This is a genomic window from Pseudomonas sp. H11T01 (assembly GCF_048515765.1).
Taxonomy (GTDB): Bacteria; Pseudomonadota; Gammaproteobacteria; order Pseudomonadales; family Pseudomonadaceae; genus Aquipseudomonas.
Window position 1 is genome coordinate 1 of sequence record NZ_JBLYED010000040.1, and the last position, 24,825, is coordinate 24,825.

General features: G+C 57.4%; 24 protein-coding genes. 11 read left to right on the plus strand and 13 right to left on the minus strand.

Features of this window, described 5'->3' with window-relative positions; all coding sequences use genetic code 11:
- Nucleotides 1–294 precede the first annotated feature (294 nt).
- Together rhtA and ACN1C3_RS31065 are read left to right on the plus strand one after the other, a co-directional pair.
- Nucleotides 295–1,182, plus strand: coding sequence for a threonine/homoserine exporter RhtA (rhtA, locus tag ACN1C3_RS31060; RefSeq protein ID WP_419119547.1), 888 nt, complete (start codon nt 295–297; stop codon nt 1,180–1,182).
- A 170-nt stretch (nt 1,183–1,352) separates the two neighbouring features.
- On the plus strand, nt 1,353–1,634 hold the full coding sequence (locus ACN1C3_RS31065; protein WP_419119548.1) for a hypothetical protein: 282 nt from the start codon (nt 1,353–1,355) through the stop codon (nt 1,632–1,634).
- 12 nt (nt 1,635–1,646) lie between these two features.
- On the opposite strand, the gene ACN1C3_RS31070 is transcribed toward ACN1C3_RS31065, so the two are convergent.
- Nucleotides 1,647–2,216, minus strand: a complete 570-nt coding sequence (locus tag ACN1C3_RS31070) for a TetR/AcrR family transcriptional regulator (protein WP_419119549.1) — start codon at nt 2,214–2,216, stop codon at nt 1,647–1,649.
- Nucleotides 2,217–2,310: 94 nt separating this feature from the next.
- On the opposite strand from ACN1C3_RS31070, the gene ACN1C3_RS31075 reads away from it, so the two are divergent.
- Both ACN1C3_RS31075 and ACN1C3_RS31080 read left to right on the plus strand, forming a co-directional pair.
- The gene (locus tag ACN1C3_RS31075) at nt 2,311–3,051 is read left to right on the plus strand and encodes an SDR family oxidoreductase (protein ID WP_419119550.1); all 741 of its coding nucleotides are present in this window, start codon (nt 2,311–2,313) and stop codon (nt 3,049–3,051) included.
- 37 nt (nt 3,052–3,088) lie between these two features.
- Nucleotides 3,089–3,679 carry a 2-hydroxychromene-2-carboxylate isomerase gene (locus ACN1C3_RS31080; protein ID WP_419119551.1) on the plus strand — a complete coding sequence of 197 codons (591 nt, stop codon included), beginning with the start codon at nt 3,089–3,091 and terminating at the stop codon, nt 3,677–3,679.
- Here ACN1C3_RS31080 and ACN1C3_RS31085 read toward each other — a convergent pair.
- Nucleotides 3,676–4,674 (minus strand): zinc-dependent alcohol dehydrogenase family protein, encoded by a 999-nt coding sequence (locus tag ACN1C3_RS31085; protein WP_419119552.1) that lies wholly within the window; start codon nt 4,672–4,674, stop codon nt 3,676–3,678. The two genes, ACN1C3_RS31080 and ACN1C3_RS31085, sit on opposite strands and share 4 nt — an antisense overlap.
- Nucleotides 4,675–4,788: 114 nt before the next feature.
- Here ACN1C3_RS31085 and ACN1C3_RS31090 point away from each other — a divergent pair, with 114 nt between their 5' ends.
- Nucleotides 4,789–5,721 (plus strand): LysR family transcriptional regulator, encoded by a 933-nt coding sequence (locus tag ACN1C3_RS31090; protein ID WP_419119553.1) that lies wholly within the window; start codon nt 4,789–4,791, stop codon nt 5,719–5,721.
- Here ACN1C3_RS31090 and ACN1C3_RS31095 read toward each other — a convergent pair.
- From ACN1C3_RS31095 to ACN1C3_RS31120, 6 genes are all read right to left on the minus strand, one after another.
- Nucleotides 5,714–7,522, minus strand: coding sequence for an aminopeptidase P family protein (locus ACN1C3_RS31095; protein WP_419119554.1), 1,809 nt, complete (start codon nt 7,520–7,522; stop codon nt 5,714–5,716). The genes ACN1C3_RS31090 and ACN1C3_RS31095 overlap by 8 nt on opposite strands.
- 55 nt (nt 7,523–7,577) lie before the next feature.
- The gene (locus tag ACN1C3_RS31100; RefSeq protein ID WP_419119555.1) at nt 7,578–8,747 is read right to left on the minus strand and encodes an aminotransferase class V-fold PLP-dependent enzyme; all 1,170 of its coding nucleotides are present in this window, start codon (nt 8,745–8,747) and stop codon (nt 7,578–7,580) included.
- Between the two features lie 298 nt (nt 8,748–9,045).
- Nucleotides 9,046–10,410: a DUF1552 domain-containing protein gene (locus ACN1C3_RS31105; RefSeq protein WP_419119556.1), complete on the minus strand. Its 1,365-nt coding sequence runs from the start codon at nt 10,408–10,410 to the stop codon at nt 9,046–9,048.
- Between the two features lie 2 nt (nt 10,411–10,412).
- Complete coding sequence (locus ACN1C3_RS31110; protein ID WP_419119557.1) at nt 10,413–14,570, minus strand: DUF1592 domain-containing protein; 4,158 nt, start codon at nt 14,568–14,570, stop codon at nt 10,413–10,415.
- Nucleotides 14,571–14,874: 304 nt separating this feature from the next.
- Nucleotides 14,875–15,492: a LysE family translocator gene (locus tag ACN1C3_RS31115; RefSeq protein ID WP_419119558.1), complete on the minus strand. Its 618-nt coding sequence runs from the start codon at nt 15,490–15,492 to the stop codon at nt 14,875–14,877.
- A gap of 98 nt (nt 15,493–15,590) precedes the next feature.
- Complete coding sequence (locus ACN1C3_RS31120) at nt 15,591–15,860, minus strand: hypothetical protein (RefSeq protein ID WP_419119559.1); 270 nt, start codon at nt 15,858–15,860, stop codon at nt 15,591–15,593.
- Between the two features lie 397 nt (nt 15,861–16,257).
- Here ACN1C3_RS31120 and msuE point away from each other — a divergent pair, with 397 nt between their 5' ends.
- Genes msuE through ACN1C3_RS31140 form a run of 4 tightly spaced genes read left to right on the plus strand, consistent with a single transcriptional unit; the run spans nt 16,258 to nt 20,316 of the window.
- Nucleotides 16,258–16,821 (plus strand): FMN reductase, encoded by a 564-nt coding sequence (msuE, locus tag ACN1C3_RS31125; protein WP_419119560.1) that lies wholly within the window; start codon nt 16,258–16,260, stop codon nt 16,819–16,821.
- Between the two features lie 9 nt (nt 16,822–16,830).
- Nucleotides 16,831–17,976: an FMNH2-dependent alkanesulfonate monooxygenase gene (ssuD, locus tag ACN1C3_RS31130; protein ID WP_419119561.1), complete on the plus strand. Its 1,146-nt coding sequence runs from the start codon at nt 16,831–16,833 to the stop codon at nt 17,974–17,976.
- Between the two features lie 25 nt (nt 17,977–18,001).
- Nucleotides 18,002–19,189, plus strand: a complete 1,188-nt coding sequence (locus tag ACN1C3_RS31135) for an acyl-CoA dehydrogenase family protein (protein ID WP_419119562.1) — start codon at nt 18,002–18,004, stop codon at nt 19,187–19,189.
- Between the two features lie 23 nt (nt 19,190–19,212).
- Nucleotides 19,213–20,316, plus strand: a complete 1,104-nt coding sequence (locus ACN1C3_RS31140; RefSeq protein WP_419119563.1) for a sigma-54 interaction domain-containing protein — start codon at nt 19,213–19,215, stop codon at nt 20,314–20,316.
- On the opposite strand, the gene ACN1C3_RS31145 is transcribed toward ACN1C3_RS31140, so the two are convergent.
- Nucleotides 20,313–20,678, minus strand: a complete 366-nt coding sequence (locus tag ACN1C3_RS31145; RefSeq protein WP_419119596.1) for an antibiotic biosynthesis monooxygenase — start codon at nt 20,676–20,678, stop codon at nt 20,313–20,315. The two genes, ACN1C3_RS31140 and ACN1C3_RS31145, sit on opposite strands and share 4 nt — an antisense overlap.
- 93 nt (nt 20,679–20,771) lie before the next feature.
- Here ACN1C3_RS31145 and soxR point away from each other — a divergent pair, with 93 nt between their 5' ends.
- Nucleotides 20,772–21,242 carry a redox-sensitive transcriptional activator SoxR gene (soxR, locus tag ACN1C3_RS31150; protein WP_419119564.1) on the plus strand — a complete coding sequence of 157 codons (471 nt, stop codon included), beginning with the start codon at nt 20,772–20,774 and terminating at the stop codon, nt 21,240–21,242.
- Nucleotides 21,243–21,316: 74 nt separating this feature from the next.
- Here soxR and ACN1C3_RS31155 read toward each other — a convergent pair whose 3' ends face one another.
- From ACN1C3_RS31155 to ACN1C3_RS31170, 4 genes are all read right to left on the minus strand, one after another.
- On the minus strand, nt 21,317–22,099 hold the full coding sequence (locus tag ACN1C3_RS31155) for a MetQ/NlpA family ABC transporter substrate-binding protein (RefSeq protein WP_419119565.1): 783 nt from the start codon (nt 22,097–22,099) through the stop codon (nt 21,317–21,319).
- A 77-nt stretch (nt 22,100–22,176) separates the two neighbouring features.
- Nucleotides 22,177–22,842, minus strand: coding sequence for a methionine ABC transporter permease (locus tag ACN1C3_RS31160; protein WP_419119566.1), 666 nt, complete (start codon nt 22,840–22,842; stop codon nt 22,177–22,179).
- A 3-nt stretch (nt 22,843–22,845) separates the two neighbouring features.
- Nucleotides 22,846–24,069 (minus strand): SfnB family sulfur acquisition oxidoreductase, encoded by a 1,224-nt coding sequence (locus ACN1C3_RS31165; protein WP_419119567.1) that lies wholly within the window; start codon nt 24,067–24,069, stop codon nt 22,846–22,848.
- Nucleotides 24,053–24,343 (minus strand): hypothetical protein, encoded by a 291-nt coding sequence (locus tag ACN1C3_RS31170; protein WP_419119568.1) that lies wholly within the window; start codon nt 24,341–24,343, stop codon nt 24,053–24,055. Before ACN1C3_RS31170 ends, ACN1C3_RS31165 begins: the two co-directional genes overlap by 17 nt.
- On the opposite strand from ACN1C3_RS31170, the gene ACN1C3_RS31175 reads away from it, so the two are divergent.
- The gene (locus ACN1C3_RS31175) at nt 24,342–24,803 is read left to right on the plus strand and encodes a VOC family protein (RefSeq protein ID WP_419119569.1); all 462 of its coding nucleotides are present in this window, start codon (nt 24,342–24,344) and stop codon (nt 24,801–24,803) included. The genes ACN1C3_RS31170 and ACN1C3_RS31175 overlap by 2 nt on opposite strands.
- The last annotated feature ends 22 nt before the right edge of the window (nt 24,804–24,825 follow it).

Here is a 24,825-nt window from a genome sequence, read left to right on the forward strand (position 1 = left end):
CGGGCTTCGCTGAACGGAAGCGTAACCGCTGTCGAAAACTGCGTAACTCATTGTTTAGCAAGGAGTTTTCCGTTTCGACTGCGCCGGAAGTGGGGCGAATTATAGACTTCCAGAATCTGCCGTCAACACCTAATTCAGCTTATCTATCAACAAATGTCGAAAATCTCTAAAACCCTGCTTATATATAGAAGCGCACAAACAGTGTGCGCAGTATATTGCTCAACTCGTAGGGATTGAGCATCATGTATCGCGCCTATACTTTTGCGCCTCAACTACTCCGGATGACGCCTCTTCATGAATGACCAACCCCGCAGCCTCGCCTCCACTCTGTTCCCGGTCGGTCTGCTGATTATTGCCATGGCTTCAATCCAGTCCGGAGCTTCTCTTGCCAAAAGCATGTTTCCTGTTGTGGGAGCCCAAGGAACCACGACGCTGCGCCTGGTTTTTGCCAGCATCATCATGTTGCTCCTGCTACGCCCTTGGCGCGCCAAACTCACCGCCAGGTCCCTGCGTACGGTAATCGTCTATGGGATGGCACTTGGCGGGATGAACTTCCTCTTCTATATGTCACTTAGAAGCGTCCCACTGGGGATTGCGGTTGCCTTGGAGTTCACTGGCCCCCTGGCGGTTGCTGTATATGCTTCACGTCGGGCGATCGACTTTCTGTGGATCGGTTTGGCGGTCATCGGCCTGCTACTGCTGATCCCCAGAGGTGATACCAGTGCCGGGATCGACCTTTTAGGTGCGGGCTATGCGCTGGGCGCCGGCATCTGCTGGGCTGTATATATCCTGTTCGGGCAAAAGGCCGGTGCAGATAACGGCGTTCAAACCGCCGCTTTGGGTGTAATGATTGCCGCTTTATTCGTGGCACCTATCGGCATCGTCCACGCGGGAACAGCGCTATTGACTCCTTCCCTGATCCCGATAGCTATCGGTGTCGCGGTTCTCTCTACCGCCGTGCCTTACACCCTTGAGATGGTGGCCCTCACCAGAATGCCAGCGCGCACCTTCGGCACCTTGATGAGTATCGAACCTGCTATCGGCGCCTTGTCAGGGCTTGTGTTCCTTCACGAATACCTGTCCCTGGCCCAGTGGCTGGCCATTGGCTGCATCATCCTTGCCTCCATCGGTGCCACCATGACCATGCGCCGCGAATCCACTCCTATGCTTGCAGCAGATTGAAAACGGATTTGACGAAGCGCTGGTATTTACCGCTCAATTAGGCCATGTTTAGGCTGTAACTCTGTGTAAGTCTTGGGTTTTTCTCAAGCAGGGACATCGTCAATGCGACATGCAAGAGCGGATAAAGCCGGATTCGGGCGCCAGACCCGAAGTCAGCTATAAGGAAGGGAATGAAACGAGTTTTGATACTGCTAACCGTACTTGCCATTGCAGGTTGTGCTGCGACCTCAAAAACCGAGGTAAAGCGCGGGAAGAAGGGGTTGCATATCAATTGTTCCGGCTTGTCTTCTTCCTGGGAGAAGTGCTACACCAGCGCCGCCAATTCATGCGGCGCCAAGGGCTATAAAGTCATCGCCAAATCGGGTGACGCCGTGGAAGATCCCGGTGACTATCCCTTCGGCCTCAACCCCGCCGGCTATACAAGCCGCAGCATGATCGTCATCTGCAAGTAAGCTGACACCGCTTCATTCAACTCGCTGTTCCACCATCTGGCGACCGATCTCGGCGTAGCTGGATTCGAGGACTTTGCGTTGAATCCCCGGACTTACCAGCATCCGCGCCACAACCAGAGCGCCAATACATTGCGACAAGATCGCCCACGCCAGACTCTCACTACCTAGCGTACGAGCCCAACTTTCCTGCAATCGACAAATCCACTGCTCCGCCTGCTGTCGAACAGCAATGTCGGAGCGAGCGATTTCAGCTCCCAGGGCTGGCAATGCACAACCTGTCTCGGGCTGCTCAACGTGCGCCATGCTCAAATAGTGCTTGAGACAGCGTTCCAGCCTTGCCCGGCTCTGCTCACCATCCCCACTCAACCGCTCAAGACTCTGACTCAGTTCACGCTCGACGATCGAACTGAACAGCTCGTCTTTTGAAGAAAAATGACTATAGAAAGCCCCACCACTAAGCCCGATCGCTTTCATCAAACCGTCGACGCCAACCGTGGAAAATCCCTCTTTCTTGGCCGACACAGCACTGCTTTCCAGCAATCGTTCTCTGGTTTCCTGCTTGTGACTGGTTGAATAACGCATCGCTCCCTCCTATAGATCTATCACCTTGACGCATTCTGAATCGTAGCATAACGTTCGTTTAGCTAACGATCGTTTACCAAAAAAGGCGATACCCATGACTACAGCTATAAATAACAAGAAGGTCGTATTGGTGGTCGGCGCGGGCGATGCCACCGGTGGTGCAATCGCCAAGCGTTTTGCCCAAGAGGGATTTATCGCCTGCGTTACCCGGCGTAGTGCTGACAAATTGCAGCCCTTGGTCGATACAATTAAGGCGGCTGGGGGTGAAGCCCATGGCTTCGCCTGCGATGCGCGCAAAGAAGAGGACGTGATTGCGCTGGTCGAACAGATCGAGAGTCAGATCGGCCCGATTGAAGCCTTTGTCTTCAACATCGGCGCCAATGTGCCGTGCAGCATCCTGGAAGAAACCGCGCGCAAGTATTTCAAGATCTGGGAAATGGCCTGTTTCTCGGGTTTTCTGAACGCTCGCGAAGTCGCCAAACGCATGGCTACCCGCCAACGAGGCACCATCCTGTTCACCGGTGCGACAGCCGGGATGCGGGGAGCTGCCGGTTTCGCGGCGTTTGCCGGCGCAAAGCATGGAATTCGGGCATTGGCGCAAAGCATGGCCCGTGAGCTGGGCCCCATGAACATCCACGTCGCCCATATCGTCGTCGACGGCGCCATTGATACAGACTTCATCCGCGACAGCTTCCCGGAGAAGTACGCGCTCAAGGATCAAGACGGGATCCTTAATCCGGAACACATCGCCGAGAACTATTGGTACCTGCACAGTCAGCCGCGAGATGCCTGGACCTTCGAGCTGGATCTACGACCATGGAGCGAACGCTGGTAAGCCCTCCCCCATTAACAATAATCAGAGCGCCTCAACCATGAGCAAAACCGTAGAGTTCTTCTTCGACCTCGGCAGCCCGAGCACTTACCTGGCCTACACCCAGTTACCCAAGATCTGCGCCCAAACCGGCAGCCAGCTTATCTATCAACCCATGCTACTGGGTGGTGTATTCAAAGCCACCGGCAATGCTTCGCCCATCACCATTCCAGCCAAGGGACGCTACATGCTTCATGACCTGGAGCGCTATGCAAAACGCTACGACGTCCCACTCAATTTCAATCCGCATTTTCCGGTCAACACCCTCCTACTGATGCGTGCCGTCACCGGCATGCAGCTGCGTCACCCAGAACGTTTCCTCGATTTTATCGACTGTCTTTTCCGCGCATTGTGGGTTGATAAGCGCAACCTCAATGACCCAGCGACCGTTGCTGCAGTGTTGATGGAGAACGGCTTTGAGCCGACCGAAATCCTGGCCTTGACCAATGATGAAGAGGTCAAAGCCGCCCTTAAGGACAAAACCGAACAGGCCTTGCAACGCGGCGTGTTCGGCGCGCCGAGCATGTTTGTCGATAACCAGCTGTTCTTCGGCCAGGACCGTCTGGACTTTGTCCTTGAAGCCTTGAGCTAAATCTCGATGACCAACCGCCCTTGCGCCTCTCCTGCAGCAAGCAGGTCATAGGCCGCTTTGGCGGTTTGCAATCCGAACCGCCGAGGATCGAGCAAAGGCGTCAGCTTGCCAGCTTCGATCAGCCGAGTGGCTTCAGCAAGAATTTGCCCGTGATGGTCACGGCCCTTGCCTGTCAGCAATGGCAATAACGTGAACACTCCAGAATACGTCGCACCCCGAAAGGACAATGGCGCAAGGCTGTGTTGCCCCCAACCGAGGCAGCTCAGCACATGACCGTGATAGGCGCGCACAGCCTTGAACGACGCATCCAGCGTTTCACCGCCCACGGTGTCGTAAACGATGTCGAATCCTTCGCCTGCCGTGTGTTCCTCTACATACTGTTCAACCGGACTTTGTCTATAGTCGATAAAGGTCGCTCCAAAACCCTCGATAACCGCCCGACTTTTGGCTGAGCCGGTGGCAAACACAGCAGCACCGAAGGCTTGAGCGAGCTGTACCGCAACATGCCCCACGCCTCCCGCGCCGCCGTGAATTAGCACCGACTGCCCTTCTCGCACATGAGCACGATCGACCAATCCTTCCCATGCGGTAATCAGCACTAAGGGCAGCGCTGCCGCTTCACGCATACTCAGATTGCGCGGTTTGAACGCCAACAATTGCGCATCGACGACGGCGAATTCGGCCAGAGAACCTTGCAAACCTGCGATGCCGGTCGCCATGGCGTAAACCTCATCGCCGATCTGCCATCCGCTTACCCCGGCTCCCAACGCTTCAATGGTTCCCGCCAGGTCCATGCCCAACACCGCCGGCAAAGGTTGACGAGCGTGCTCGGCCTGTCCTGCGCGAATTTTCTCGTCCAGTGGATTGACCCCGCTGGCCGCAATCCTGACCAGTACCTGACCTTCTCCTGGCACGGGTCTGTTTATAACCGCCAGGCGAAAAGGCGCATTGGCCGAATCGACGATCAAAGCACTCATCTCAAGTGTGTCAGTCATCTTCGCAATCTCTTGTCAGTGGGAGTTGGATTGATCATCCGCCAACCGACTCATGCCGATAAGACCCTATAAAGCTATAGTGAGCATGCCCATTTGGCATGAATGAGAACTGGCATGGACAAGCTCAATGCAATGGCGATTTTTGTTCGGGTGGTGGAGCGCGGCAGTTTTTCCGCCGTCGCCCGAGAGTTGCAAACCAGCCAACCGACCATCAGCAAAGTGCTGAGAGCGCTGGAGATCGAGCTGGGTGGCAAGTTGATTTCCCGCAGTACCCGACAACTGTCGCTGACCGACGAAGGTCAGCGTTACTACACAGAATGTCGGCAAATCCTCGCTGCGGTGGATGCTGCGGAACACAGCTTTCAGTCAGGCAGGGAAACCGTCGCCGGCAACTTGCGGGTGGGTTCATCCGTCAGTTTCGGACGTTTACAGATCGCCTCGCGCCTGCCGGGTTTCCTGGCGAGTTATCCACAGGTGCAGATAGACCTGCAACTCGACGATCACAATCAGGATCTGGTCAGCGAAGGCCTGGATGTCACCTTCCGGATCGGCGAACTGAGTGATAGTGGCCTTATCGCCCGCCGCGTCGGTACCACCTACCGTGTAACGGTTGCCAGCCCTGACTATCTCGCTCGCCATGGCCAGCCACTTGCGCCAGAAGAACTAAGCCAGCACAACTGCCTGCTGTTCAACCTGCTGAGTAGCCAGAACCAATGGATTTACGAGAAGAACGGACAACGCCACAACGTGCGGATCAAGGGCAACGCCCAAAGCAATAGCTCAGAGGCCATACGTGAAATGGTGCTTGGCGGGCTAGGTATTGCGCTGTCGCCGGTGTGGTTGTTCAGCGAGGATTTACAGGAGGGTCGGGTGAAGGCGATTTTGCAGGACTACAGCGCACAGTCGCTGCCAATTCATGCCGTGTCCCCGGCGAATCGTCGCCAATCCGCCAGGGTCAATGCATTCATCGATTATATGACCAAGGCGCTCGCTCAAGCGCCTGAGCTTGCGCCGCCTCAGGCTGACGGCGCAGAGCGGATTAAATAGCCGCCGTTCGGGTGTTCAGCCACTCTAGAGCAGCCCCTTCAAGTAGCGGACTCAAACGCTCACGGACTTGCGCGTGATAGCCGTTAAACCATTCTTTCTCGTCTTGAGTCAGCAGCGCCGGCTCCAGGCAACGGGTGTCGATCGGGCACAGGGTCAGGGTTTCGAACCTGAGGAACTCACCGAACTCGGTGCTTCCCGCTTCACGATTCAACACCAGGTTCTCGATCCGCACCCCCCAACGGCCAGGGCGATAAGTACCCGGTTCGATGGAGGTGATCATCCCTGGTTGCATCGCCGTTTGTGGTGCCGGCGCTGCCTGATAGGCAATCACCTGCGGACCTTCATGGACGTTGAGGAAGTAACCGACACCATGACCAGTACCGTGACCGTAATCGACACCTTCGGCCCAGATCGGCGCACGGGCGATGGAGTCCAGCAGCGGCGACAAAATGCCTCGTGGGAACTGCGCCCGGGACAGCGCGATTACGCCTTTGAGTACCCGCGTGCAATCACGCTTCTGCTCCTGCGTCGGCGTGCCGACCGGCACCATGCGGGTAATGTCTGTGGTGCCGCCCAGGTACTGTCCACCGGAATCTATCAGCAGCAAACCATCGCCTTCGATCAGCGCGTGCTCTTCTTCGGTGGCGTGGTAGTGCGGCATCGCGCCGTTGGCGTTGAACGCCGCGATAGTGTTGAAGCTCAGCGAGACATAGCCCGGACGACGGGTACGCGCTGCCGTCAGGTGCTCATCGATGGTCAGCTCGGTAATCCGCTCGCTACCCAGCGTGGTGTCTAGCCAGGTGAAAAACTCACAGAGCGCCGCGCCGTCTTGCTCCATGGCCTGACGAATATGCTCGGCGTCGGCGAGGCTTTTTTGCGATTTGGCCAAGGTGGTCGGGTTCAGCCCTTCGATCAGTTTTACGCCGCTGCCCAGGTTATCCAGCAGACCCGCCGTCACCCGCGCAGGATCGACCTGCAAGCTCGCGCCGCTCGGAACTGCGCTCAGTGCCGCGGCCACTTCGCTGTAATCGCGCAATGTCACGCCATCCTGTTCGAGGATTGCGCGCAGTTGCGCATCGACTTTGCTCAGCGCCACAAACAGTGTCGCTTGCTGCTGTCCGATCAAGGCGAAGGAAACGAACACCGGGTTGAACGAAACGTCAGCGCCACGCAGGTTGAACAACCAGGCGATGTCATCGAGGGTCGCGATAAAGTGCCAATCGGCGCCACGTTCTTTCAGGCTCTCGCGCAGTTTGGCGAGTTTTTCGCCACGGCTGACAGTGGCCTGAGGCGGCAAGTGTTGATAGATCGACTGATTCGGCAGCGCTGGACGGTCTTGCCAGACTTCGTTCAAGACATCGATATCGGTACGCAACCGAGCGCCACGTTCCTGGAGTTTGCTACCCAGAGTACGAGCCGAAGCCACGGCCATGACAGCGCCATCGACGGCCACCACACCGCCTTCGGGTGTTTGCTCAGCGAGCCAGTCCAGCGGACCTGGTTGCCCAGGCTGGAGTTTCACCAATTCGATGCCGCTGCCCTTGAGTTCCTTGGTCGCCTGCTCCCAATAACGGCTGTCAGCCCAGACACCGGCGAAGTCCGGGGTCACGATCAACGTGCCGACCGAGCCATGAAATCCCGACAACCATTGCCGTCCCTGCCAATAGCCCGGCAGGTACTCCGACAAATGCGGATCGGCCGACGGCACCAGCAGGGCATGTATGCCCTCCCGGCTCATCAGCTCGCGTGTTTGCGCCAGGCGCTGGGGAACCACTCCATGGGTCAAAGTCTGCGTGCTCATTGTGTCTCCTGCTAATCACTCATCATTGTTATTGGGTGCTGAGGCGGATCAGCCCTTATGGCTGAGCAACGGCCCAGAACGCCGGTGCACTGGCCGATGAAGCTTTAATCAATTGTGCGGCTTGATCGACATCCTGCTCGGTGGTGAATCGCCCGAGACTCAGACGGATCGTGCGACTCGCTGCCCGCGCGTCATGCCCCAGGGCCAGCAGCACATGAGACGGTGCATTACTCGCCGAGTTGCAGGCCGAAGTCGCCGAAAAAGCAATCGAAGCACTCAACGCCGCCGAGTTGAACTCGCCCTCGTTGAACGTCAGGCTCAAGGTATGGGGAATGCGCTGGGTCGCACTGCCGTTCAAGTGCACACCGGGAATACTGAAGAGCTGCTCAAGCAAACGCTCACGCAAACGCACGATGGTTGCAGCCTCTTCGTCGAAAAACTCTCTCGCCAAGGCAAACGCCGCGCCCATGGCAGCGATCTGATGGGTCGCGAGGGTTCCTGAACGCAAACCGCCTTCGTGCCCGCCACCATGAATCTGCGCCTGCAAACGTTGCTGCGCGCGGGGGCCGACGTACAACGCACCGATGCCCTTGGGGCCGTAGATTTTGTGTGCAGAGAACGACATCAAATCCACCGGCCACTGGGCCAGATCGATCGCCACTTTGCCGGCACCTTGTGCGGCATCGACATGAAACAACGCGCCTCGCTCACGCACCACCTGGCCAATAGCCGGGATGTCATTGACGGTACCCAGTTCGTTATTGACCAGCATCAGCGACACCAGAAAGGTGTCCTCGCGCATTGCCTCACTGACCGCTTGCGCGCTGATCAGACCTTCGGCATCCGGCACCAGATAGGTCACGGCGACGCCGGCATCCTGCAACTGCCTGGCCGTGTCGAGAATTGCCTTGTGTTCGATTTGACTGGTGATGATATGCCCACCCGCAACACCACGGGCCTGGGCGACGCCTTTGAGAGCTAGGTTGTTTGATTCAGTGGCACCCGAGGTCCAGACGATCTGCGAAGGCTCAGCGCCGACCAGCTCGGCCACCTGTCGGCGAGCGTGCTCAACCGTTTGTCGGGCCTGCTGGCCGAAGGCATGGGAGCTGGAGGCCGGGTTGCCGAAGTTACCGCTGAACCCCAGACAATCGACCATAACCTGGATGACCCGCTCATCCACCGGGGTGGTGGCGGCGTAGTCGAAATACAAAGGACGTTTATTCATAAAAAACTCGCAGAGCTGGTTCCGGGATCAGGTGTGCTCGGTGGTGAAAACGTTGACCGGCGCCAACCCGGGAGCAGCGCAAAGCGGCAAAACGTTAGCAATACCTGATCGGATGCAGTTAAAGAAGGACAACTCTCTTAAAAGTGCGTAGGAACGCTCCTGAAATTCAGCTTAACAGGCTGCATAAGGGGCTAGCGAGAGGTGATCGGCCGATGGCCGAGCCCATCGACGGATTAAACGTAAAAACCGGAAAGTCCGATACCCAGACTTTCCGGCTTTTTGAGTAGCAAGACTTCATTCAGACATTGGTGAATATACCGCTCACCGGAGTGATATTGCCTGCGTAAGGCACGCTGGTTCCCGCCGCTTTGGCGATAGTGGCCCAGATGCGTTGCATGTCGACGAAATTCTTGCCGATGACCGGATTCCCCGAGTGATGGGTTTGATCGAACTGTGAAGTGATATTGAGATAACGCCCAGCACCGTCGCCACTCTTCAATAAGCCGCTTGCACCGCCCATGAGCACCAAAGGCATGTCAACCATATGCTCTGGCGCACCATCGGCCATTTCGCTGGTCACTACGACAAGGGTATGTTTCAGCAGATTGTCGCTCGGCACATCCGGGTCGGCATGTCTTGCCAGTTCGTCCATGAACAGTTTGACCTGCTTGACGTACCACTGACGCGTGCCTTTCCAGAATGCTTCCCCGGAGCGCCGGTGAGCACATTCATGCGGATTGCTGGTGGGGCTGACGTCGATAATGTTCAGCGATTCCGCCGAGCGCCCGATCTGTATCGTAGCAACGCGACTGATCCCGCAACTCAAGGCGGTGGCGACGACCTGGTGATGACTGCCCTGTACTCGAGTCCGGTAATCTGCCGACTCGAACGGCAGGGGTTCCAGGCTCAACGGTGCACACTCGCCAACCGGCGGAAGCGTATCGTCGATATCCTTGATAACCTGCTCCACCGAATCCATATGGGTTTCCAGTTTCTGTCGCTGAGCGCCGGAAACCTTGCCTTTGAGTTCCTGAATTTCGATCCGCGCGGGGTCAAATACACTGGTGTTCTTGAGTTGCTGTTCACGCACCGAACGGCTGGGAATACTGAGTATCGATTCATACATCAGCACCGGATCCCGGTAGGGCGTGCGAATCGCATTGCCATTCCATGAAACAAACCAAGGCGTACCGTCAATACCAGCATGAGGACCTGAAAACAGGCTGCGCTGGGACGGAACCGTGCCTTGTAAAGCCTGCCCCAACAACATATCGATGGACGACATGCTGGCCGCACGATCACGCAATACCCAAGTCCAGCCATTATGGCCGACATTTCCGGGACCAAGGATGATGCCGCGAAGGTAAAGGGACTGACTGCGATAGGCCGCCAATTCGCGGCTGACCTCATTCAACTCGAACACGGTGGTGTCCGTACTCTGGGTCAGCGGATGCCACAAGCCGCGTCCATCTCCAAAGCCACCGCCCTGGAAAGAGTCCACCGCCAGGCCATCCGGTAAAACCACAAACACCACCTTCAATTTTGCCTGTTGGGTTTGCCCTGCCAGGGCCATGCGCGCAAGACCGAACTGAGTCAGGGGACCGTACACACCGGCTGCGGCCAGGCCAGCAAGAAAACGTCGACGACTTTTCAAAATGCCCATGATCACTCCCTCTCGGTTTTGAATAGAAATGCATTGGAAGTGCCCAGGGCTCTTAGCATTTCACGCAGAGAACCGGAGGTCTGCAAACCATCGGCGATAGCCTTGACGGTCCCGGAAGTCGCCTCATCGGATTTGTTGCCGAACGCGAAACGGAAGTAGCTATCCGCCATGCAGAACAATGACGCAGGGTTGCGCGGTATCAGTTTTGCGATATCGCGAACGTCATTGATGTGTTCGACCCCGGTGGTGCTCAGGAAAGGACCGGATGCTTTGATCGGCAGCGTTTGCGGATATTGCACATAGTTGTGGGCCAATTCCTCACGGCGATAGCGCCCCGCCGCGTCGTAGTGCTCCATGGAGGCACCGGTGTCATTCATGTATTGATGACACTGCCAGCAACGCCCCCCGGACGCCTGTTCGCCATTGACCAAATCCCAGTGCTCGCGAGTGGTGATCGCACGTGCGGGGTAGTCCGGCTCCACAGGATCCGCTTCGACGGGTGCACCAAACTCGCGACAGAACATCTGCTCGCGAATCATGATGCCGCGCTTGACCAATGACGTGGTCTGGTAATCCGAGGTGGCTGCTTGGGTGAGTCCGAGATGGAGCAACCCTCCTCGCTTCTCATCGACCGCGACCTTTTTCAGAGTGTCACCACTGACGCCAGTGATCCCGTAATGCTCTGCAAGAGAGGCGTTGAGGTAGGTGTACTCAGGGTTGAACAGTTCATTGAGCGTCCCTTGTCCATCCAGCATCACATTGCGTGTTAACAGATACTGTTCCCGAGCCATTAGCTGGACCATGTTCGCGGTCAAGCCCGGCTTTTCCTGAACGCCTCGATTGGTCTTGGTGTAATAGCTGACAAAGCGGTTGAACTGCTCGACACCTCGATCGGAGCGCATCATCTGCTCGACTTCGGCGCCGATCTGTTGCGGGGTCTCCAGTAAGCCCTTCTCGGCCTTGGCTAATACCTCGAAGCTTGGCGTAGTTCCCTCAAAGGCAAAAGAGAGAGCTGTCGCCAACTCGAACGGCGTAAGTTTGAACACGGTTGAGCGGCCCGCCACCGTCTGCCCAAGCTCCGAGCGATACAGGAAATTAGGTGACAGCAGCATCCCGGCCACCAGCCCCGTCTGCCCATCCTTTTCCAGCAAAGACTGATAGCGTGCGTGTTCCGCGTCACTCAAAGGACGCCGGAACAAGCGGTAACCCAGAGCCGTCACAAGGTCAGGCTGGCGGGCCAATTTGAGTAAGGCCAATTGTTCGGGAGCAACCTTGTCAGCCACGAACAACGCCATGTCGTAGAACAGTTTTACATCTTCGGTCTGAAGAATGCCTTTATCTGCCTCGCCGGGGTATTTGAAATCCTTCTCCGATTTGTCAGCCGGTAATTTCTCGGGATTAATCTCGACATTCAGTATGTCTTTAACGCTGGCGGCATACTCCGCAGGCGTCAGCAGTCGCAGTTGCCGCTCACCATAGGACTCGGCCGGGTTCAGGTAAGGCGCCCAGACGACGCTATACAAGTGCTTGCTGATTTGCGAGGCACAGGTGGTATCGCAATGCCCCGCTACCGGCATGCTCTTGATCTGTTTCACCAAGGCATCCTGGCCCGCCACACTCCAGGCAAGGGCCATGCGCAAACTGTTGAAATATTCCACGGCGTGACATTTGGTGCAGGTCTCGGCCAGTACCACAGGGCCCAGTTCTTCTACCTTGCGGTACGACATTGGTAATACCTGCATGTCCTCGCTTGACTCATCAATCACCACACTCACTAGTTCAGGCTGCGGCTTCTCCTTGGTGTAGAACGGATAAAGAATCTCGTACCGACCGTAGTTCAGAGTCTGTGTAACACTTTCCCCCCACGGCACGTTTACCGTACGTGGTTGCGCAGCAGGATCGGCTTTGTCCCTGATGATGATATGCCATTGGCCATCGGTTACTGATGCAGGTTTTTGCGGGGCCGGAATAGTTACCTTGACCTCAAGCTTTATCGGCCGCTCGCGGTACTGCAAGTTGATCGTTTGGGTCTTGTTGGCTGCGGACAATGTAAAGCCGGTCGTGCGAACTTTCGGAATCCAGTTTTTTACATCATTGAGCTTAAGCTGATACTCCCCGTAGTTGAGCCCCTTGAGTACCAACCCGGACTCGCTGTCAGCGGGATTCCATGACACATGAAACAGTCGGCTATTGCCTCCCGGGGAGATCAAATAACCGCTGATCATCTCGTCGTCCACCTCCGGCGCGGGCGCCAGCATCGGACGCAACGTCAACTGAGTATCGAGTACCGCGTTGGCGTCGTAGCGCACGCGATAAATCATCCCGGCCACGTCATCGGAAATCAGCAGACTTTTGTCCGCCAGTTCGAGGAAATCCGTCGGACGCCCCGGAGATCCGTTCAGCGCATACACGTCATTTTGATCAAGATCCAATCCAGAGCTATTGATCAGCGGGATCTGATTGACCACCCGGGTCCCGCCCTGGATCGTCATCATTCGCACATCCATTCCCGGCCTTTCAGCTGAACCGGCGCCATGTACCGCCACCAGCAAACGCTGAGTGTCGCCCTGAGTCGGGTAACCGTCCCAGAATTTGACCCCCAATGGTGCGGTGTTAGTACCCAGTTCGAACGCCGCGGGCACGTAATCCCCTGAGTTGATCTGCTCCAGCGACTTGTCTGAAACAATCGCACCCGGTACCAACGGCGGCTGAATCACCCCAGGGTTTTCAAACTCCTCTTGGGTGAACCCCGGCTGCCCCTTGCCGAACCGGTAAGGAACCCCGAAATGCAGACCAGGACCACTGACACGGTTGACCTCATCCGGATTGGGAAAACCCTGGCGATTGTTATCGCTGAACCAGATCTCCCGGGTCTTGGGATTCCAGTCAAACCCTACGGAGTTACGAATACCCTTGGCCAGCACTTGCGCCTTGCCGGTCTCCAGGTCATAACGCAGCAACGCACCGTAACGCCCGTCAGCGGGAATCATGCACAGATTGCAGGGAGTTCCGACCGCCGTGTAGAGCCCCTTGTCCGTGGGGTCGACTGGGTTGAAATGCAGCGGATGCTTCATATGCCAGATACGTGTTGAAGAACCTGACGCCTGGGACGGCAAGGGAAATAGTGTGTCGTCTGCCGGAAAGTTCAGAACACGTTCAGGCTTGGGGTCTTTGTAGTTCTCATCGGCATTGCTCAGTCGATAAAGGCCGCCAGTGGTCGAGTAGTACAAATTGCCATCGCGGTAAGCCACGCCATGGGGCTCTTCCAGACCGCTGGCGATCACGTAAATTCCCGTCGGCTTGCCAGCGCCATCCAGAGGCAGCGCATAAATCATGTCGGCAATTTTCCCGTCATAGACATACGAGGGAATTGCACTGGAGCCCACATACAGTACGTGCTTGCCCATGGCCATTTGCCGAGGCTGAATCAGCCCTTGGGCGAACAACTCGATCTTGATTCCGGGCAGGCCACTGAGCTTGCCGATGTCGACCGGCGCACGATACTTCACGGTCAACGTCTGCTGATCCCCCTCATCCGCTTTGAAAGACAGGATTCGCGGTGTGTTCAGCGGCGCGAAACCATCGGCAACATTCATCACCAGTTGATAGTCGCAGGCTTTCAGACCATCGATATTGAGCGTTTCATTGGCTTTGGCGCTGATGGGGATTTCCTGCGTCTTGCAACGCAAGACTCCGGTGACGACCTGATCGGCGCGAGCCACGCCGATCACCGCCTCTTTCAACGGTGCTTTTCCGCTGAGGGTGGCGAAACTCAGACTTAGACGGTTGCCTTCAAAACCACCGCATTCGAGTTCTTTCCAGGCATCACGCCAGTGAACTGAATCACCGGGGGCATAGGCGGCCTGTTGACACCACTTCCAACTGTCAGGGCCAAGCGGCGCTTCGTTGTCTTTCCAACATTCAAAATGCCGGTCGACGTTCTTTACCTGATTCCCTTGCTGGTACTCCGTGCCCGCAACATAGGGATCCGCCGAACACGCCGCCGGTGGTTTTTGCGCCGACCTGGCAGGCGCTGCAAGCGTTTGGCCGGTGGACGAGTCAGAGGAATAGGCGAGGACAAACCCGGTGCCCGGCACCAGGCCGGGTATGGCAAGACACGCAATCCATAAGAGACGGCGAAAGACGATAGGTGCACGCATACGTAGCTTCTCCTTGCTAACCCAATACGCCCCATGCCCGGCAGAACAATGTGTTCGCCATCGCAAAAGAGTATTTGGAGCCGAAACTCAATGCTCAAAACTGCTGAGCGATGAGTTTCTATTGGAAGGCAAGTCCAAACTATTCCACTACGTCTACTACAGGACAGGAACGCGCAAGTACTTACTCTTTGCGCGACCAAACAACCGTTCTCCTGCCGCGCTTCCTAGGCTTAGTTCGGCTCTAAGGCGGCGTCAAAAAAGACTATCAGAAGTACTAGGACTTCCTTGCGGCTATTGACATTAGTTAGTGTCCAGCGCTTTCCAGGAATAACGGATACAGCGAGATCACCAACAGCAAAGCCATGCCCCAATTGAACACTCGCAGCCAGCGCCGATCACGCAGGACATTGCGCAACAGGCTGCCGCAGGCCACCCAGACGCTGACGCTAGGCAGGTTGATCACGGCGAAGACCGCGGCAATGACAATCACATTGGTGAAATAACCCTGCAACGGCGTGTAGGTGCTGATAGCACCGATCGCCATGATCCAGGCCTTGGGATTGACCCATTGAAATGCCGCCGCGCCCCAGTAGCTGATGGGTTTAGCGTGAGCTTGTTCGGTCTCGGAGACTGGACCGGAATGCGCGATTTTCCACGCCAGGTACAACAGATAGGCCGCACCGACATAGCGCAGCACCGTGTAAAGCAGCGGATAGGTTTGAAACACCGCACCCAGGCCAAACCCGACGGCGAGCACAAGAATGAAGAAGCCGCAGGTGATGCCAAGCATGTGGGGGATGGAGCGGTTGAAACCGAAATTGACGCCCGAGGCCAGCAGCATGGTGTTGTTGGGGCCAGGGGTGATCGAGGTGACGAGGGCAAACAGGGCGAAGCCCAACAGCAAATCCAGCGAGAGGGTCATGGGCGCATTCCATTAGGGTCGGTCAGATGTTGACCCTATCGCAGCGCCTTGGCGAAACCCACGGACAGTTGCGCAAAACTTCGAGCAGTACAGTCCACTCAGCTTGGGCGCCCATGGAGGGCCACGCCGCGCCCGGCGTTCATTTCGCCATGAGTATCGAAGCCAAAAGATTTCTGTGGCTGGCCGAGCAATTCGGCTTTTTTCATTTGGTATTCATCAAAAGACAACCCGCGACGGTTCAACGCCTCCAGCGCCAGTTCCTTGCTTTCTTCTGCCGTATACGGCCGCAATTCGGGGGAATAGTGGCTCGCACATCCGGCGAGAACCGAGGCGGCAAGCAGTAAAGAAGTGGCGAGAAAACGATTCATGGGAGGTTCCTGACAAGCTGGCGTTAGGCAATGAACACAGGCTACTCCCACGCCTTGGCCGACAAAAATCAACGCTCTCAATAGTCGCTATCGACTTGAGCGACAGAGCTGTTCAGGCCTCCTTATATTTCTTATTGATCTATAAATAGCAACTTACAATCTTTTACGGAATAACAAAGAGCCTATATAACGAACCTGCACGTCGCTGACTGTTGGCCGAGCAACTGTTCACCCAGCAACAGTCAATCAACAAAACAGTGGTTCACCCACACAACAGTTCGCATAGAAACCGCTGAAAGCCCCCGCAGTTCAGGGCTTCAGCCGCTTGGTACAGCTCTTGCTCAAGCCCTGTCATTACTCACTGCTCCCTGAGCAACTGTTTGAAAAGGAACTGATCATGTCGCGCCCTTTGAAAGTCGTAGCCCTCTCTGGTGGCACTTACCGCCCCTCCCGAACCTTGGTGCTGACCCAGGCCGTGCTCGCGCAATTGGCCGGACAGTTACCGATCGAGAGCAAGCTGATCGAGCTGGGGGATATCGCCCGGCCATTGGGCGCGGCGCTGTCGCGGCAGGAGCTGACTGCAGAGGTCGAAGCCGAGCTGCAAGCCATTGAAAATGCCGACCTGCTGATCGTCGCCACCCCGGTGTACCGCGGCTCCTACCCTGGGCTGCTCAAGCATTTATTCGATCTGGTGGACATCAACGCACTGATCGACACCCCCATCCTGCTGGCTGCCACCGGCGGCAGTGAACGCCATGCGCTGGTGCTCGATCACCAGTTGCGGCCGCTGTTCAGTTTTTTCCAGGCTTTGACCTTGCCGATCGGCGTGTACGCCACCGAAGCTGACTTCTCCAACTATCAAATAACCAGTGAGCCTTTGAAGGCCCGCATTCGTCTTGCTGCAGAACGCGCCGCGCCATTGTTCGGCGTGCACCCACACCCCCTGCTGAAAATCGCTTAAGGATCTGTCATGGATGTTTTCTGGTTTCTCCCCACTCACGGCGACGGCCATTACCTGGGCACCACTCAGGGCGCGCGACCGGTCACACTCAATTATTTGAAGCAAGTGGCTCAAGCCGCGGACAACCTCGGCTATCACGGCGTGCTGATCCCCACCGGGCGTTCGTGCGAAGACTCGTGGGTGATCGCCTCGGCGCTGGTGCCATTGACCGAACGCCTGCGTTATCTGGTGGCGATTCGTCCGGGGATCATCTCGCCGACCGTTTCGGCGCGCATGGCCGCGACGCTGGATCGGCTGTCCAATGGCCGGCTGCTGATTAACGTGGTAACCGGTGGCGACCCGGACGAAAACCGTGGCGACGGCAGCTTCCTCGATCACAGCGAACGCTACGAAGTTACTGATGAATTCCTCAAGATCTGGCGCCGGGTGTTGCAAGGCGAGTCGGTGGATTTCGAAGGCAAACATCTGCGCGTGCAGAATGCCAAAGCGCTGTATCCACCTGTGCAGAAACCTTATCCACCGCTGTATTTCGGTGGTTCTTCGGAGGCCGCCCATGATTTGGCCGCCGAACAGGTCGATGTCTACCTGACTTGGGGCGAGCCACCGGCCGCCGTAGCCGAGAAGCTGGCGGATGTCCGTGAACGCGCGGCTCGCAAGGGTCGCACAGTGAAGTTCGGGATTCGTCTGCACGTGATCGTCCGTGAGACCGCCGATGAAGCCTGGAAAGCCGCTGACAAACTGATCGAACACATCAGCGACGAGACCATTGCTGCAGCACAGAAATCCTTCTCGCGCTTCGACTCCGAGGGTCAGCGCCGCATGGCCGCGCTGCATGATGGTCGCCGTGACAACCTTGAAATCGCTCCCAACCTCTGGGCCGGGGTCGGTCTGGTGCGTGGCGGTGCCGGCACCGCGCTGGTGGGCGATCCGCAGCAAGTGGCTGCGCGGATCAAGGAGTACGCGGACTTGGGCATCGAGAGTTTCATTTTCTCTGGCTACCCACACCTGGAAGAGGCGTACCGCTTTGCCGAGCTGGTGTTCCCGCTATTACCGGAACCCTACGCCAGCCTCGCCGGTCGCGGCATCACCAACCTCACCGGGCCGTTTGGCGAAATGATCGCCAATGATGTCCTCCCGGCTCACGCCAAAGCCTGATCTCGATCGACATAAGGAACTCCACGTGACTGCCACGCCGCAAAGCGCCCTGTTGTCCCCTTTGCAGACCGCCCGTGAGTTGGCTGCCGAGTTTGCATTGACCGCTGTTGAACGCGATGAACGCGGCGGTACGCCGAAAGCCCAGCGTGATGCCTTGCGCGAAAGCGGTCTGCTGGCCCTGAGTATTCCAACCCAATACGGTGGCCTCGGCGCTAGCTGGAGCGAGACCCTGACCATCGTCCGCGAGTTCGCCAAGGTCGACAGTTCGATTGCCCATGTCTTCGGTTTTCATCACCTGATGCTGGCCACGGTCCGGTTGTTCTCACGACCGGAACAATGGCAGCCCTGGTTCGAACAAACCGCGCGCAAGAACTGGTTCTGGGGCAATGCCCTCAACCCGTTGGATACCCGCACCGTGGTGAAAAACCTCGGTGGCTGGCGCGAGTTTTCCGGCAAAAAAAGCTTCTGTTCCGGTGCCAGCGATTCGCAAATGCTGATCGCCTCGGCGGTGGATGAAAGCGCCGGCGGCAAGCTGTTGATCGCCGCCATCCCCAGCGGGCGCAGTGGTATCACCCTGCACAACGACTGGGACAACATGGGCCAGCGCCAGACCGACAGTGGCAGCGCCAGTTTCGAACGGGTGCGGGTAGAAGAATCGGAGTTGCTACTGGACCCGGGCCCTCTGAGCACCCCCTTCGCCTGCTTGCGTCCACTGATCGCGCAGCTGACATTCACCCATATGTTTCTCGGGATTGCCGAGGGCGCCTTCGAAGAAGCGCGGCAATACACCCTCACCGAAACCCGGCCCTGGCATAAATCCAGCGCCCAGGACGTGCGTCAGGATCCTTATGTGCTCAGCCATTACGGCGAGTTTTGGGTCGCGCTGGAAGGCGTTCGGCTGCTGGTGGAACGGGCCGCCGACTTGCTCGACAAGGCCTGGGCCAAGGGTCCTAAACTCAGCAGCGAAGAGCGCGGGAATCTGGCCACGGCGATCGCCACCGCCAAGGTTGCCGCCAGCCGTAACGGTCTGGCGCTGTGTAGCCAGTTATTCGAAGTCACCGGCGCGCGCGCAACCCATGCCTCCCTGCGCCTGGATCGCCACTGGCGCAACCTGCGCACGCAAACCTTGCACGATCCGCTGGACTACAAACTCCATGAGCTGGGTGATTGGGCGTTGAACCAGTCCCTGCCGACGCCAACTTTCTATTCATAGCCTTCTATTCATGGAGCGTGCCCATGCAACTTTTGACCTTACCGCCCTCGCCCGCGCTGGCGACCTCGATCCGGGCTACTGCCCAAGTCTTCGAAGACCCGAAATCCCAGGCCTTGTTGGCACATTTGCGGCAGGTCGCGCCGAGCGAAGCCAGCGTGCTGATCATCGGCGAAACCGGCACCGGTAAAGAGCTGGTGGCGCGACATATCCACAACCTCAGTGCCCGACGCAATCGGCCGTTCGTGGCGGTGAACTGCGGCGCGTTCTCTGAATCGCTGGTGGAAGCCGAACTGTTCGGCCATGAAAAAGGCGCCTTCACCGGTGCCCTGAGCGCCAAGGCCGGCTGGTTCGAAGAGGCCAACGGCGGCACGTTGTTCCTCGACGAGATCGGCGACTTACCGATGGCCATTCAGGTCAAATTGCTGCGGGTCTTGCAGGAGCGCGAAGTGGTGCGACTGGGTTCGCGCAAGAGCATTGCGATTGATGTACGGGTGTTGGCGGCAACCAATGTTCAGCTGGAGAAAGCCATCAATGCCGGGCATTTCCGCGAGGACCTGTATTACCGTCTCGATGTGGTGAGCCTGGAACTGAGCCCACTGCGCGATCGTCCGGGGGATATCCTTCCGCTGACCCGACACTTCATCGAGTCTTACAGTCAGCGCCTGGGTTATGGCGCGATCACCATCAGCAACGAGGCCGAGCACAAACTCAGGACTTACAGTTGGCCGGGCAATATCCGCGAGCTGGAAAACGTCATTCATCACACCCTGCTGATCTGCCGCAATGGACTGATCGAACGCGATGACTTGCGTCTGTCGAACATGCGCATCGAGCGTCAGGACGACAGCCACAGCAACGCCAACGATTCGGCCGAAGCCTTGCTCGACCGGGCGTTTCAAAAGCTCTTCGCGGAACAAGCTGGTGCGCTGCATGAGAACGTCGAAGACGCGTTGTTTCGGGCCGCCTACCGCTTCAGCCATTACAACCAGGTACACACCGCCAACCTGCTGGGCTTGAGTCGCAACGTCACTCGCACGCGGCTGATCAAAATCGGCGAACTGGCCGTCAACAAACGCCGGCCTGTGGATAACCTTCAGGGCGAACGGAGACTGCAGTTGTCGATCTAGTTCACCAGATTGCAGTGCAAGGCATTGTCATGGCTGCGCTCGATGCTGCGCAGCACCTGGAATGAGCCGAAGGTAACGGTTTTGGCCCGGTAGGCGCGGATCAGCTTCCAGAAATCCTGTTCGCCGTTTTCAAAGCTCTGGAAAGCCGCTTCACCTGCCTCCCGCGATTGCCATTGCAGGTAATTGAGCACCCGCCGGCCGTCATCACTGACCTGCACGCTGGCGCTCAGAAAGCCGGTATAGCCCTGGGCCAGGCGCTCGGTCTGTTCAGACAAGGCCGAGACCAGCCCTTGTTGCTGATGAGGCTCGATCTCGAATTCGATCAGTTGCGTGAAGCTGCGATTTTTCTCTAGCGACTGCATGAATAGTCCCCACTGACAGGTAAGCAGAATCTTGCGATTCGAGGCCATGCAGGGTAAAACCTCCAGTTAACTAGAGGTCAAGTGGCAAATGAGATGATCACTAAAGAAACGATCAACAAAGAGCTGACCGTCGGCCAATTGGCGGCGCGCAGCGGCGTCGCGGTTACCGCCCTGCACTTCTATGAGTCCAAGGGGTTGATCAAAAGCAACCGCAACCAGGGCAACCAGCGCCGTTATCCGCGGGAAGTGTTGCGGCGGGTGGCGCTGATCAAGGTTGCACAGCGATTGGGAATCCCCTTGGTGGAGATTGGCGAAGCCCTGAAGTCACTGCCCGACCATCACGCACCGACTGCCGCGGACTGGAAGCAACTTTCAGCGCAGTGGAGCAACGACCTGGATGAACGTATCAACCAACTGATCACGTTGCGCGACAAGCTTAACGGCTGCATAGGTTGCGGTTGTTTGTCGATGGAGGCCTGCCCGTTGCGCAATTATGGCGATGTGCTGGGTGAGCGCGGACCGGGGGCGCAACTGCTGGAGCCGGGGAATCCGAAACACCGATGATCGGACGCGGAGCGTCCAATGAGGCATTCCTTTGCTGCGCGTGGGAACGATCAATACATCGGTTTCAAACGGGCTCAAAACCCGGGTGCGATCTGGCCTTTATAGCGGGTCAGAATGAACTGGCGGACCTCATCGGAGTTCAAGGCCTTGGCCAGTTTCTGGATTCCCGGATCGTTAATGTTGTCCGGGCGAGCGACCAGGAACTCGATGTACAGGTCTTTGCCCTTCTCAACGATCAATGCGCTGTTGGTGTCGATCCCCGCTTCCAAAGCGTAATTGGCGAACACGAATGCGAGGTCCACCTGGCTCACCGAACGGGCCAGCAACGCCCCTTCCAGTTCACGAATTTTCAGATGCTTAGGGTTCTCAACGATGTCGCGCTGAGTCGCCAATGTGTTGCTTGGATCCTTGAGTTTGATCAAACCGGCTTCGTGTAACAGCACCAACGCCCGACCGGTGTTCACCGGGTCGTTAGGGATCGACACCGAGGCGCCGTCCTTCAAGTCGGCGATGTTCTTGATCTTGGTCGAGTAGGCACCGAACGGCTCGATGTGCACCCCGACCACCGGCACCAGATCGGTGTGGCGGGTCTTGTTGAAATCATCGAGGAACGGCCGGTATTGGTAATAGTTGGCGTCGAGGTTTTTCAGCGCCAGTTGCTGGTTGGGCTGGATGAAGTCGGTGAAGACTTTGATCTGCAAGTCCACGCCTTCCTTGGCCAGCACCGGTTTTACGAACTCAAGAATTTCCGCGTGAGGAACCGGCGTCGCACCGACGATCAATTTTTCGTTGCTATAGGCTGCGGGGTGAACCGTCAGCGACATTACTGCGGCCAGAATGGCGAGGGTCTTTTTCATGCAGTGCTCCAAGGCAGATTGAGTGGCCGTCGTGGGGCGGACGTGGGGCCGGTTTTTTTGATTTTCAAAATGAGATTTCAACGTCGGCTGTAGCGCGCTACTAATCGGTCACCGGTCATTTGCAGGGCCTGGACCAGCACCAGCAACAGCACCACCGTGACCACCATCACGTCGGTCTGAAAACGCTGGTAGCCGTAGCGAATCGCCAGGTCGCCAAGACCGCCACCGCCGATCACCCCGGCCATCGCGGTGTAATCCACCAACACAATCGCCGTGACCGTAACGGCTGCCAGCAATCCAGCACGGGCTTCGGGCAACAGCGTGTGACGGATGATTTGCCAGGTGTTCGCACCCATCGCCTGGGTCGCTTCCACCACACCACGGTCGACTTCGCGCAAGGCGGTTTCCACCAACCGCGCAAAGAACGGCGTACAACCCACCACCAACGGCGGGATGGTGCCTGGGACCCCGAGCGAGGTCCCCACCAGTAGCGTGGTCAACGGAATCAACACGATCAGCAAGATGATGAACGGCAGCGAACGCAGCATGTTCACGATCACCGACAACAACCGGTAAACACCGAGTGTTTCGTGCAATTGGCGCTTGCCGGTGAGGAACAACAGCACGCCCAGCGGCAACCCCAGTAACACGGTAAACCCCAGCGCCGCAGCGAGCATACTCAGGGTGTCGAGACAGGCCTGGCCGATGTCTGCCCAATAGATGTTTTTCAGTAACTCGCCCATCACTCAAGACCAATCGTGGCGCGGTGGTTTCACGCCATTGAGCAGCCAGTTGCCGACCACGTGGTACTTCCAGCGCACCGGGTCATGCAGGGTATGGACCCGCGCATTGCGCCAGTGGCGGTCGAAATTGTGTTTCTTCAAGGTCGAACGGGTGCCGCCGAGTTCGAAGAGCTTATTGCTCGCTTCGATGGCGATTTCGGTGGTCAGCACCTTGGCTTTGGCCACGGCCAGCGAAGCACGGGCGATGTTGTCTTCATCCGGTGCCGGGCGTGCGGCGTCCAGGGCTTTTGCGGCCCGTTCCAGCAGCGCTTCGGCGGCTTCCAGACGAATGTCCAGGCCGCCAACCTGAATGATGGTCAACGGGTCTTCGCTGGCGTTCTCGACGCCGGCATCAATCCACGGCCGGGCATGTTCCTGAACGAAGCGGATAGTGTCGCGCAACGCCGCACGGGCGATCCCAGCGTCGATCGCGGCGGTGGTCAATTGGGCAAAGGGACCGGCCAGGGTCGGGCTTTCGTAGGACCGGTACGTGGGGAACAGATTGAACGCCGGGACGTGCAGATCCTGCGCCAGCACGGTACCGCTGGACGTGGTGCGCTGGCCCATGCTGTCCCAGTCATCGATCACTGCCAGCCCCTGGGTACCGCGTTTGACGAACGCCAGTTGCCCCTTCTGTTCTTCATCCAGCGCCAGCACCGCCAGCCAATGGGAGTAAAGCGAACCCGTGCAATACCCCTTGCGTCCATTGATGACATAACCGTCGCCGTGCTGGCGAATGGTTGCCTGAATATCCTGAACATTCTTGCCGCCGGTTTCCGACAAGGCATTGGCAAAACGGTGACCTTGCAGCGCCAGGCCGAAGAAGTAGGCCTGTTGTTCAGGCGTGCCTTGCAAACGGATGTCTTCGAGCAGGCAATAGTGATTCTGCGGAATTTGCCCCAGTGATGGATCGGCGGCGGAGATGATCGCAATCACTTGCGCCAGTACTGCGTAGGAAACCTGCGCACCACCGTACTCTCGCGGCACGCTGATGCCCCACAGGCCACTGTTGGAATACAGATCGACAATGTCGGCGGGGACCTGCCGACTGCGATCGCGTTCGGCGTCTTGTTCCAGCAGTACGGTGGCCACGCGCTCGGCTACGAGCAAAGCCTGCGCCTCATCACGGATCAGCGCGGCGGCCGGAGGATGGATCGGATAATCGGCAGATTCAGGCAAGGCAGACATACAACGCTCTCGGGTCAACAGTAATTGCAATGAGCAATTGCAGCTTCTGTGCCTGAATGACTTGTCCTTTGTTTTCGGCCTGTTGGGCAACCTTTATAGCCATTCGGATTAATGCCGCGAAGCAAACTGCTGCTGCGCTGTTGATGGCTGAACAGTAGCCATGCTGCTGCCCGTCGGCCCCTCCACTGCCCCGTCGGGGGTGGCCTATAGTGAATCGACCGGAAAACGGTGAAGGATTACGTTCAGCCACCCCAACAAAAAGGAGAACCAACATGAGCGTTAAACCGATACCCGAGGGTTACCACAGCATCACGCCCTACCTTGGAATCAAAAAAGCAGCCGAGGCGATCGAGTTCTACAAAAAAGCCTTCGGCGCCACTGAAGTCATGCGCCTGGAAATGCCCAACGGCGACATCGGCCACGCCGAACTGCGCATCGGTGATTCGGCCATCATGCTTGCCACCCCTTGCGAAGCCGCGTCCCTGAGCAGCCCGGAACAGGCCGGCATCTCGGTGGGGCTGCATTTATATGTGAATGATGTGGACAAGCAATACGCCCAAGCGATAGCCGCTGGAGGTGAAGTTGTCTCGCAAGTGAAAGACCAGTTCTACGGCGACCGCTCAGGGACGCTGAAAGACCCGTACGGTCATTTGTGGTTTATCTCCACCCGTAAAGAAGACCTGTCGCAAGAAGAAATCGGCAAACGTGCCGCAGAGATGTTCAAGCAGGGATAAGCAACTGGCATAAAAAAATCCG